At 29.4% G+C, this 8764-nt stretch carries 9 protein-coding genes; all 9 read left to right on the top strand.

Annotated elements, in window-relative coordinates; translation table 11 throughout:
- Positions 1–67 precede the first annotated feature (67 nt).
- Positions 68–1558: an alpha-2,3-sialyltransferase gene (locus ELQ05_RS08445; RefSeq protein ID WP_243832739.1), complete on the top strand. Its 1491-nt coding sequence runs from the start codon at positions 68–70 to the stop codon at positions 1556–1558.
- A gap of 2 nt (positions 1559–1560) precedes the next feature.
- A complete protein-coding gene (locus tag ELQ05_RS08010) occupies positions 1561–2106 on the top strand; it encodes a dTDP-4-dehydrorhamnose 3,5-epimerase family protein (protein ID WP_134240073.1) in 546 nt (181 codons plus the stop codon).
- Entirely contained in the window at positions 2106–3155 is a 1050-nt protein-coding gene (locus tag ELQ05_RS08005; protein WP_044779609.1) for a GDP-L-fucose synthase, read from the top strand. The genes ELQ05_RS08010 and ELQ05_RS08005 overlap by 1 nt, the downstream gene beginning before the upstream one ends.
- Entirely contained in the window at positions 3152–4369 is a 1218-nt protein-coding gene (locus tag ELQ05_RS08000; protein WP_052794199.1) for a class I SAM-dependent methyltransferase, read from the top strand. The genes ELQ05_RS08005 and ELQ05_RS08000 overlap by 4 nt, the downstream gene beginning before the upstream one ends.
- 3 nt (positions 4370–4372) lie before the next feature.
- The gene (locus tag ELQ05_RS07995; protein WP_052794200.1) at positions 4373–5407 is read left to right on the top strand and encodes a GDP-mannose 4,6-dehydratase; all 1035 of its coding nucleotides are present in this window, start codon (positions 4373–4375) and stop codon (positions 5405–5407) included.
- A gap of 23 nt (positions 5408–5430) precedes the next feature.
- A complete protein-coding gene (locus ELQ05_RS07990; RefSeq protein ID WP_058000972.1) occupies positions 5431–6369 on the top strand; it encodes an NAD-dependent epimerase/dehydratase in 939 nt (312 codons plus the stop codon).
- A gap of 75 nt (positions 6370–6444) precedes the next feature.
- Positions 6445–7464 carry a D-glycero-D-manno-heptose 7-phosphate kinase gene (hddA, locus tag ELQ05_RS07985; protein ID WP_134240072.1) on the top strand — a complete coding sequence of 340 codons (1020 nt, stop codon included), beginning with the start codon at positions 6445–6447 and terminating at the stop codon, positions 7462–7464.
- Entirely contained in the window at positions 7452–8054 is a 603-nt protein-coding gene (gmhA2, locus tag ELQ05_RS07980; RefSeq protein WP_134240071.1) for a D-sedoheptulose 7-phosphate isomerase, read from the top strand. Before hddA ends, gmhA2 begins: the two co-directional genes overlap by 13 nt.
- A complete protein-coding gene (locus ELQ05_RS07975) occupies positions 8045–8719 on the top strand; it encodes a nucleotidyltransferase family protein (RefSeq protein WP_134240070.1) in 675 nt (224 codons plus the stop codon). Before gmhA2 ends, ELQ05_RS07975 begins: the two co-directional genes overlap by 10 nt.
- Positions 8720–8764 lie beyond the last annotated feature (45 nt).

The following is an 8764-nucleotide window of genomic DNA, read 5'->3' as shown; positions in this document are numbered from 1 at the left end:
ATAAGGGTGGATTATTCTTATTGCCTTATAGAGTTTTTAAGCTTTATAAGAAACTTGGGAAAAAACAATGAAAACCGCTTATATCCATATAGGAACGCCAAAAACAGGAACAACAAGTATTCAAAAATTTTTATATAAAAATAAAAGTATTCTTTTATATAATAATTTTTTATATCCAGAATCATTTATTTTGAATAAAGAATACGATCCTCAACATTGGGATTTGAGTATATTGTGCAATAATTATAATGATTTTATCGTAGATAAAAAAATTATGTTATTAAGAAAAGAAATTAATACAAGTTGTGTTGACAATATTCTAATATCATCAGAAGCTTTTTGGGCTATGATTGATTCTCAATATAGTGTTTTAAATTTAAAAAAAATATTAAATTTTTTAGGTTTTATGAAAGTTTATATTATTGTATATCTAAGACCTCCCGAAGATGTATGGCAATCTTTATGTTCAGAATTTTTAAAAAATTGGACAGACAATGAGTTGGCATTTAAAAAGTATTTTCAAAATCCTTTTTTAAAGCATATACTAGAATATAAAAAAATATTATCTTGGTATTTAAATATTTTTAAAAAGGAAAATGTTATTATAAGACCATTTAATAAAGAAGATTTTGTTGAACAAAATCTTCTTTATGATTTTTTGAATATTATCAATATTGATAAAAAAGGATTTGAAAATATTGACAATTCGAACATATCTTTAGATTTAATTGGGATGGAATTACTATCATCTCTTAATAAATTTTCTAGTTTTTATATTTATCCTAGATATTATGATCTAATACCTTTTTTCGATAAATATTTTACCTCAAAAAACCCTGAGCTTAAATTTCAACCACCAAAAGAAATATACCAATCTTATATAGATTATTTTGAAGAGTCGAATGAATGGGTTAGAAAGGAATTTTTCCCACATAAAGAAAGGTTATTTCCCAAAAAAGATTTGAATAATTATAAAGAAAACTATGAGCTTAGAGAAATGAAACCGGAATACTGGGATAGAATAGCTAAATTTATAGCAGATATTATCAAAACAAAAAACGAAAATATTCTTAGTCTTAATCAAACTTTAGAAATTAAAAATCAAGAACTCAGTAATCAAACTAATCAAATTCATAATTTAAATACATCCTTAGAAAATAAACAAAATCTACTAAATTTCCAAAATAACTACGGAAAAGCTAAAATAAGAATTCAAAACCAACTTTCTTATAAACTAGGACAAGCTTTGATTATAAATTCTAAAAGTGTATTAGGTTTTATATCTTTACCTTTCATAATATTAAGTATTGTTATTTCACATAAACAAGAACAAAAGGCTTATAAATTTAAAATAAAGAAAAATCCAAATTTAGCTTTACCTCCTTTAGAAACTTATCCTGATTATAATGAAGCTTTAAAAGAAAAAGAATGTTTTACTTATAAACTAGGAGAAGCTTTTATTAAGGCTAGTAAGAATTGGTATGGGGGTGGGTATATTAAATTTATCTTCAAAGATGTGCCTAGGTTGAAGAGAGAAATAAATCAAGAAAGGAAATAATCATGGCAATAGAATTTGACATACAAGAATCAAAAATTTTAAAAGGAGTGTATATTATAACTCCTAACAAATTTAGAGATTTAAGAGGTGAAATTTGGACAGCTTTTACAAGTGAAGCTATAGATAATCTTTTGCCAAATGGATTAAAATTTATACATGATAAATTCATACATTCTAAACATAATGTTATCCGTGGTATCCATGGTGATGTAAAAACTTATAAGTTAGCTACTTGTGTCTATGGAGAAGTGCATCAAGTTGTGGTTGATTGCAGAAAAGATTCACCAACTTATTTGAAGCATGAAAGATTCATCATAAATCAAGATAATCAGCAAATCATTTTAGTTCCAGCAGGTTTTGGAAACGCTCATTATGTTAGTAGTGAAAGTGCAGTGTATTACTATAAATGTGCTTATTTAGGAGAATATATGGATGCACATGATCAATTTACTTATGCATGGAATGATGAAAGAATTGGTATAGATTGGCCAACAAATTCTCCTATCCTTTCAGAGCGTGATATTTTAGCGATGAGTAAGGATAAATGATGCAAAAAGATTCTAAAATTTATATAGCGGGTCATAGTGGTCTTGTTGGTAGTGCTATACTTAATGAACTTAAGCAACAAGGTTATAAAAATCTTGTTTTTAAAACTCACTTTGAGCTCGATTTAACAAATCAAAAAGCTGTGGCTGATTTTTTTGAGAGAGAAAAGCCAGAATATGTTATTTTAGCAGCAGCTAAAGCGGGTGGAATTCTAGCTAATAATACTTATCGTGCTGATTTTATTTATCAAAATTTAATGATAGAGTGCAATGTTATTCATAATGCTTATTTACATAAAGTAAAAAAGCTACTTTTCATAGCTTCAACTACGGTTTATCCTAAAAATGCAACATTGCCAACTAGTGAAGAGCAAATGTTAAGTGGAGATCTTGAGTATACTAACAAACCTTACGCAATCGCTAAAATTTCAGGCTTGATGCTTTGTGAAAGTTATAATTTGCAATACAATACAAATTTTATAGCAATCACTCCTACAAATTTATATGGTAATAATGACAAATTTGATCTTGAAAAATCTCATGTATTGCCTGGAATTTTAAGAAAAATGCATTTAGCTAAGCTTTTAAATGAAAAACGATATGAGGACTTATTAAATGATTTAAAATTTGATTCCATTGAAGAAGCTAAGAATTATTTAAAAAAATTTGGTGTAGATGAGAATAATGTTGAAATTTGGGGTAGTGGAAAGCCTACAAGAGAATTTTTACATAGTCAAGATTTAGCAAATGCTTGTTTATTTATCATGAATAATATAGATTTTAAAGATTTAAAAGGTGATAATACTGAGATTATTAATACTCATTTAAATATAGGTCCGCATAAGAATATCACTATCAAAGAATTAGCAGAATTAATCAAAAATATAGTAGGATTTAAGGGAAAATTAGTTTTTAATTCAAATCGTCCAGATGGGGCAATGCAGAAATTTACAGATTGCTCAAAAATTCATTCTTTAGGCTGGAAACATAAAATTGATTTAGAAAAAGGAATCCAAATGATGTATCAGTGGTATAAAAGGAGGGAATTATGAATAAATGTCCATTGTGTGAAGATGAAGAAGATTTAAAACAATTGTTTGAAGCTAGTAATGCTTTTGTTTCTGTTGCTGAAATACAGAAATTTCCATATAAAAAAAGTGATAATTATTGCAAAGGAGATTTGGACATAGAGATTGTTCAGTGTAATAAATGTGGGTATATTTATAATACGAAATTTGATAATAATAAAATGCAAAAAGCGTATTGTAGTGGAGAGTATATTACTCCTATAACGCTTTCAAAAACTATGAATTCATATGTAAAATTTTTAAGAGATAAAATTAAACAATATGCTAAAAAAGATAGTATTTTTTTAGAGATAGCACCAGGTGGTTGTGATTTGCTTTTTGCTTTATCTAAGGATTCTAAATTTATTTATAGTGTCGATCCTTCTGTAACTCCAAGCACCCTATTAAAAGATGTACAAAATATTCAACATATTAAAGGTTGTTTTTCTTATGATGTGATAAATCAAAAGCTTTCTCATAAAATAGATTTTATAATTTCTAGGCATTTGATTGAGCATATAGATACACCTAGAAAATTTTTAGAAGATATAGTAAAAATTATAGCAAATAATGGGATTATCTATTTGGAAACCCCAAATATTCTAAATATTTTTGAGTCTAAGCGTTTTTATGAAATTCGTCATGAGCATTGTGGATACTATCAAAATGCAACATTGATAAATATAATGAAAGAATTTGGATGCGAATTACTTGAATGTCTAAGTTTATATGATGGTCAGTGGCTAGGTTGGTTCTTTAAAAAAAATAGTAATTTTTGTCAATCAAAAGAAGATTTTAAAGTTTTTGATGAAACAATAAACATTGAATTAATTAATGAAAAAAATAAACTAGAACAATTATTGTTAAACTATAAAAAAATAGCCATATATGGTGGTGGGTCTCATGCTAATTCTTTAATTAGTTATTTATCTACAAACATTTGTAAAAAAATTGTTTGTGCTATCGATAAAGATAAAAGAAGACATGGAACTTATTTGCAAAATTCTGATATTTTGATACTAGAGCCTAGTATTGAGAATTTAAAAAATATAGATTGTATAGTTATGGCTATGCCAATTTATGAAAAAATTGTTTTTGAAAAAGAGATTTTAAAAATTTTAACCGAAGGAAAGATTGGACTAGATATAATTTTTACTAGCAATATAATACAAACAAAAAGTCAATGCTTTAAAGGATAAATCATGAAAAAAACAGCATTAATTACAGGTTTTACAGGGCAAGTTGGATCTCAAATGGCAGATTTCTTGCTAGAAAACACAGACTATGATGTTATAGGCATGATGCGTTGGCAAGAACCTATGGACAATATCTATCATTTAAGTGATAGGATCAATAAAAAAGATAGAATCAGTATTTTTTATGCAGATTTAAATGATTACTCTAGTCTTCAAAAACTTTTTGAGAGTCAAAGACCGGATGTGATCTTTCATTTGGCCGCACAGTCTTACCCAAAAACTTCTTTTGACATACCTATAGAAACATTACAAACAAATATCATAGGCACAGCAAATATTTTGGAAAACATTAGAATTTTAAAGGCAAAAGATGGATATGACCCTGTAGTGCATATCTGCTCTTCAAGTGAAGTTTATGGTAAAGCAAAAGCAGGTGTTAAACTTAATGAAGAAACAGCTTTTCACGGTGCAAGTCCTTATAGCATAAGCAAAATCGGCACTGATTATTTAGGAAGATTTTATGGCGAAGCTTATAACATTCGCACTTTTGTTACAAGAATGGGAACACATAGTGGCCCAAGACGTTCTGATGTATTTTTTGAAAGCACAGTTGCAAAACAAATTGCTTTGATTGAAGCGGGTTATCAAGAGCCTGTTATCAAGGTTGGAAATCTTTCGAGTGTAAGAACCTTTCAAGATTGTCGTGATGCTATAAGGGCTTATTATCTACTTTCTCTTGAAAGTGAAAAAGGGAAAGTTCCTTGCGGGGAAGCTTTTAATATAGCAGGAGAAGAGGCTTTTAAGCTCCCTGAAGTTATAGATATATTGCTAAATTTTAGTGATATGGGGGGGGGTATTGAGGTAAGACAAGTTGAAGATAGGATGCGTCCTATTGATGCTGACTATCAAATGTTTGATAATAGTAAAATAAAGAGTTTTATCGATTGGAAGGCTGAAATTCCTGTTAGACAAATGCTTAAAGATTTGCTAAATCATTGGAGAAATGAAATTAAGAGAGGCAGAATTCCTTTAAATCGATAAAACCATCGATTTAAAGGAAAAATATGTCAAAAAAAGTTTTAATTACAGGTGGTGCAGGTTATATAGGTTCGGTTTTAACACCGATTTTACTTGAAAAAGGTTATGAAGTTTGTGTTATTGATAATTTGATGTTTGATCAAATCTCTCTTTTATCTTGTTCTCATAATAAAAATTTTACTTTTATAAATGGCGATGCTATGGATGAAAATCTTATTAGACAAGAGGTAGCAAAAGCTGATATTATTATTCCTCTAGCTGCTTTGGTTGGAGCTCCACTTTGTAAAAGAAATCCAAAGTTAGCCAAAATGATCAATTATGAAGCTGTGAAAATGATCAGTGATTTTGCAAGTCCTTCTCAAATATTTATTTATCCCAATACAAATAGCGGTTATGGTATAGGAGAAAAAGATGCAATGTGCACTGAAGAATCTCCCTTGCGTCCTATCTCAGAATATGGGATCGATAAAGTGCACGCGGAGCAATATTTGCTTGATAAAGGAAATTGTGTAACTTTTCGTTTGGCTACTGTTTTTGGAATTTCACCTAGAATGAGACTTGATTTACTTGTTAATGATTTTACCTATCGTGCATATAAAGATAAATTTATAGTGCTTTTTGAAGAGCATTTTAGACGCAATTATATTCATGTTCGCGATGTGGTTAAAGGATTTATTCATGGAATTGAGAATTATGATAAGATGAAGGGTCAGGCTTATAATATGGGATTAAGTTCTGCAAATTTGACTAAAAGACAGCTTGCTGAAACGATTAAAAAGTATATTCCTGATTTTTATATCCATTCGGCCAGCATAGGTGAAGATCCGGATAAAAGAGACTATTTGGTTTCAAATGCTAAATTAGAGGCTACAGGTTGGAAACCAGATAATACTTTAGAAGATGGCATTGAAGAACTTTTAAGAGCGTTTAAAATGATGAAAGTTAATCGCTTTGCAAATGTTTAAATAATATTATATAGAAGTTAAGTATATTTTGCTATAATTTTTATAATAAATTATAGCAAAATAAGTAGTAATTCAATGAAAACTATACGCACACAAACTCCTCTTCGTCTCGGTCTAGCAGGCGGTGGAACTGATATAAATTTATATTGTGATAAATACACAGGTTATGTTTTAAATGCAACTATATCTTTATACATACATTGCACTTTGATCGAAAGAGAAGATGGAAAAATCATTTTTGATTCTCCTGATACAAATTCTTACTCTGAGTACGAAAGTAAAGAATTTTTAGAAAATGATGGAAAATTAGATATTTTTAAAAGTATTTATAATCGCATTGTAAAAGATTTTGTAAAAAAACCTTTGAGTTTTTCTTTACATACTTATTCGGATGTGCCAAGTGGTAGTGGTTTGGGCGGAAGCTCAACTTTGGTTGTAGGAGTTATAAAGGCTTTTTCAGAATGGCTTAATTTACCTTTAGGGGAATATGAAATCGCTAAGCTTGCTTATGAGATAGAAAGAGAAGATTTGGGTATAGTAGGTGGAGCACAAGATCAATACGCCGCAACTTTTGGGGGATTTAATTTTATGGAATTTTATGATAATAAAAGAGTAATTGTTAATCCTTTGCGTATTAAAAACTGGATAGCTAGTGAGCTTGAAGCTAGAACTGTGCTTTATTTTACAAATATCACAAGAGAAGCAAAGGATATAGAAGAGCATAAAAAAGGAAAGCTTGGAGATGAAAAATCCCTCGAAGCTATGCACGCTATAAAACAAGATGCTATAAAGATGAAAGAAGCTTTATTTAAGGCGGATTTTGATACTTTGGCGAAAATTTTAGGCAAGTCTTGGCAGTCAAAAAAAATCATTTCAGAAATCGTTAGCAATGATGAGCTTGAAAGAATTTATAAACTTGCTATAGATAATGGCGCTTATAGCGGCAAAACCAGTGGAGCAGGAGCTGGTGGATTTATGTTTTTCCTTGTAGATCCTACTAAAAAATATAATTTAATCAAAGCTTTAAACAAAGAACAAGGCTGGGTGCAAGATTTTTCATTTACAAAAGAGGGAGTTAAATCATGGAGAATTTAAATTCTTATATAAAAGAACATTTTCAAGAATCGATTCTAGTAAAAGAGCAAATTTTAAAAGATGAGAATTTAATGACTCTTATTAAAAATGCTTCATTAGAAGTCATAAAAGCTTATAAAAATGGCAATAAAACCTTGCTTGCAGGAAATGGTGGCAGTGCTGCAGATGCACAGCATATTGCAGGGGAATTTGTAAGTAGGTTTTATTTTGATAGACCTGGTATCGCAAGTATTGCACTTTCAACGGACACGAGTATATTAACTGCTATTGGCAATGATTATGGTTATGAAAATTTGTTTGCTAGACAAGTACAAGCTCAAGGAGTTAAGGGAGATGTTTTTATAGGAATTTCAACAAGTGGAAATAGTAAAAATATCTTAAAAGCTTTAGAGCTTTGCAAACAAAAAGAAATCATAAGCATAGGCTTAAGCGGAGCTAGTGGCGGAGCGATGAATGAGCTTTGTGATTATTGTATAAAAGTGCCTTCAACTTGCACGCCAAGAATTCAAGAAGCACATATTTTAATAGGGCATATTATTTGTGCTATCATCGAAGAAGAGCTTTTTGGTAAAGGTTTTTCTTGCAAGTAATAATACTTTGCGGTGGTTTGGGAACAAGACTTAAAAGCGTTATAAAAGATATTCCAAAACCTATGGCACCGATAAATGATAAGCCTTTTTTAGAATTTATTTTTGAATATCTTAAAAAGCAAGGCATAAAAGAGATTATCTTAGCAGTATCATACAAATATGAAGTGATAAAAGAGTATTTTAAAGATGAGTTTTTAGGTATAAAAATAAAATACAGCATCGAAAAAGAGCCTCTAGGAACGGGTGGAGCTATAAAAGAGGCTTTGAAATTTATAAAAAACGAGGCTTATGTTTTAAATGGCGATACTTTTTTTGACATAGATTTAAGCAAATTAAAACTAGATAAAAGTAAAATTTGTCTTGCCTTAAAGCAAATGAATGATTTTGATAGATATGGTACAGTAAATGTTAATGAGCAAGGTTTTGTGATTTCTTTTGAGGAAAAAATATTCAAAAAGCAAGGTTTAATCAATGGTGGAATTTATCTTTTAACTAAAGATATTTTTAATGATTTTGCTTTGCAGGAAAAATTTTCTTTTGAAGAGTTTTTACAAGAAAATTATGAAAAACTAAAGGCTAGAGCTTGTATTTTTGATGATTATTTTATAGATATTGGCGTGCCTGAGGATTATTATAATTTTACAACCAACCAAAGCCATTTTTAAAGGAGAAACCCTATGCATAACCCAAACTCAGCTATAGAAAGAGTA

This window comes from Campylobacter sp. US53, from assembly GCF_004378995.1.
Taxonomy (GTDB): Bacteria; Campylobacterota; Campylobacteria; order Campylobacterales; family Campylobacteraceae; genus Campylobacter_D; species Campylobacter_D jejuni.
Note: the sequence above shows the minus strand (reverse complement) of the source record. Positions and strands in the feature narration are given on the sequence as shown.